Annotated in this window: 1 protein-coding gene and 1 pseudogene; both read left to right on the top strand. The window is 54.4% G+C overall.

Features of this window, described 5'->3' with window-relative positions; genetic code table 11:
• Nucleotides 1-2 precede the first annotated feature (2 nt).
• Nucleotides 3-485, top strand: a pseudogene (tnpA, locus tag ACOSYY_RS12375) (IS200/IS605 family transposase).
• Between the two features lie 22 nt (nucleotides 486-507).
• Nucleotides 508-1,947, top strand: coding sequence for a glutamine synthetase family protein (locus ACOSYY_RS12370; RefSeq protein ID WP_421662742.1), 1,440 nt, complete (start codon nucleotides 508-510; stop codon nucleotides 1,945-1,947).
• Nucleotides 1,948-2,263: the final 316 nt, after the last annotated feature.

Genomic DNA, 2,263 nt, shown 5'->3' with positions numbered 1-2,263 from the left:
GCGTGAAACTGCACACAACGGCCCACACGGTCTACAAAACGCAGTACCACATTGTGTGGGTGATCAGATACCGCCGCGAGATCCTTGTCGAGGGGGTGGCGACGTATTTGCGGATGAAACTACGGGAAGTCTAGAGGTATTATCCTGATTGGCACTTCACGGAGAGTGGGATCGACAGGGATCATGTGCATGTGCACATGGTGATCTTACCGAAGTACAGCGTGAGTGTTGTCGCGGAGACGATGAAGAAGAACACGAGCCGGAGATTTCGAGAAAAGTTTCGGTTTTTGGAGAAGGTGTATTGGGATCGCGGCGGCATCTGGTCAAGCGGGTACGTTGTGTCCACGGTTGGGATGGCAGAAGAGATTATCAGTCGGTACGTAGCCGACAAGGGAAGGAAGACGCGAGACAAGCGCAGCTTGAATTTTGAGATTCTCCCGCCTGTAAAGGCTGGGGAATCTATGCAGAGGTCCATCCTTGGATAACTACAAACTGTTGAGGTGAACCATGAATACAAAGACAGCGGCCGAGCTGAAGAGTTTCCTTGAGATTCCGTATGACGAGCTCGAAGACATGAATCTCAAGGCGGCGCAGCGCGCCGAGCAGGCCGGCGCACAAGATCTCGAGCAGGAATATACGGCCTGGCTGAAAAAGGAAAAACACATCAAGGCCGTGACGTTGTGCTTCTCGGACATCGAGGGACGCCTCCACATGCTCGATTACGACAAGAAGTTTTTGCTGGGCTCGTTGGGCAATCTGACATTTGACGGGTCGTCCATCCGAGGATTCACGCCGCAACATGAGTCGGACCTGCGCCTCGCCCTCGACTGGTCGTCCATCCGCTACTTTCCGGCCGACGTGATCGGGGCGGGAAAGGTGATTTTCTTCGCGTCCGTCTTAAACAGCGATCGTACGCCGTATCAGAGCGACTTTCGCGGCATGCTGAAATCGTTGACCGAGCGCCTCAAAAAAACTGAAGACATTACGGCATATGCCGCCTGTGAAATAGAAGGCTTTCTGGTGGAAGGGCAGAACGCCGAGCAGCGATACGGTGAACATGGGCTGAATCTTATCTCAACCGGCGGGTACTACCACTCGCTCCCGATGGATCCGCTTCGCCAGTTTATCGACAAGTCGGCGGAAGCTCAACGCGCGCTGGGGTTCAAGAACGAGAAGGATCATCCCGAGGTCGCGCCTTCGCAGTTCGAAATGAACTTTTCCTATGCCGAAGCGGTGCGCGCGGCCGATCAGGTGCAACTGTACAAGTTGATCTGCCGCCAAGTGGCTCGATCCATGGGACATACCGCCACGTTCCTTCCGAAACCGTTCGTCGGGATCAACGGCTCCGGCATGCACACGAACTCCTCCCTGAGCAAGAACGGTCGGAATATGTTCTACGATACGAAAGGAAAGGACGGCCTCTCCGATACGGCATGGGACTTCATCCTCAAACTCTTGAATCATGCGCCGGAAATTTGCCTTGTGTTCAATCCATCGGTGAATGCGTATCGCCGCTTGGACCCGCATTTTGAGGCACCGAACCAGATTAAGGTATCTGCGGTCGATCGGGGGGCCATGATCCGCATTCCGATGGCCAATGAAAAAACAGCCCGTATCGAGCTGCGGTCGGTCGCTCCCGATGCCAACCCCTATCTTGTGCTGTACACGATGCTTAAGACCGGTTTCCAAGGGGAGCGTGTGGAAAAGAACGCGACGACGGGCGACCGCGCGCGATTTCTTCCGAGCAGCATCAGTGACGCCATCGCGCTCTTTAATGAATCGAAGTTTGTCGCCGATATTCTTGGCGAAGACAGCAAGCGGAAATATTCAAACTTCAAACAGTTAGTGGCGGACCGATCTCCGAAAGAGCTCGGCACGATGGTGAAGACGTCGGAAATTCTCTTTCACCATGAAGTCACCAACCAAATGCTTTGGAATCGCTTCTAGACGGCAGTGAATTCCGCGTAGCCGTCAACGTTATTCTTCACGTAACGTCTTACGATTCGTGCCTGCGGAGACGAGATGGACAACGTCCTCGTGAAACTATCTGGCCGAATGTACCATTTGGCGCCATCTGTCAATACAAAATGGGGCAGCGTTCCTGAAGGAACGCTGCCCCGTTCGGATGCGGAGGTCGCCGCGGTTTACAACCAGGTGACGCGTTCGGCGGGGCGGATGTAGATGGGCTCTTCGACCTGAATGCGGGCCACTTCCTTGCCGGACTTGTTGAAGCCCAACACGGTGTCGTTGTACATCTCGAACC

This window comes from Nitrospira sp. BLG_2 (genome assembly GCF_049222245.1).
Note: the sequence above shows the minus strand (reverse complement) of the source record. Positions and strands in the feature narration are given on the sequence as shown.

What these genes read in the sequence shown, in the direction of transcription:
- ACOSYY_RS12370 (WP_421662742.1), top strand. Translation starts at nt 508, where the DNA reads ATGAATACAAAGACAGCGGCCGAGCTGAAGAGTTTCCTTGAGATTCCG.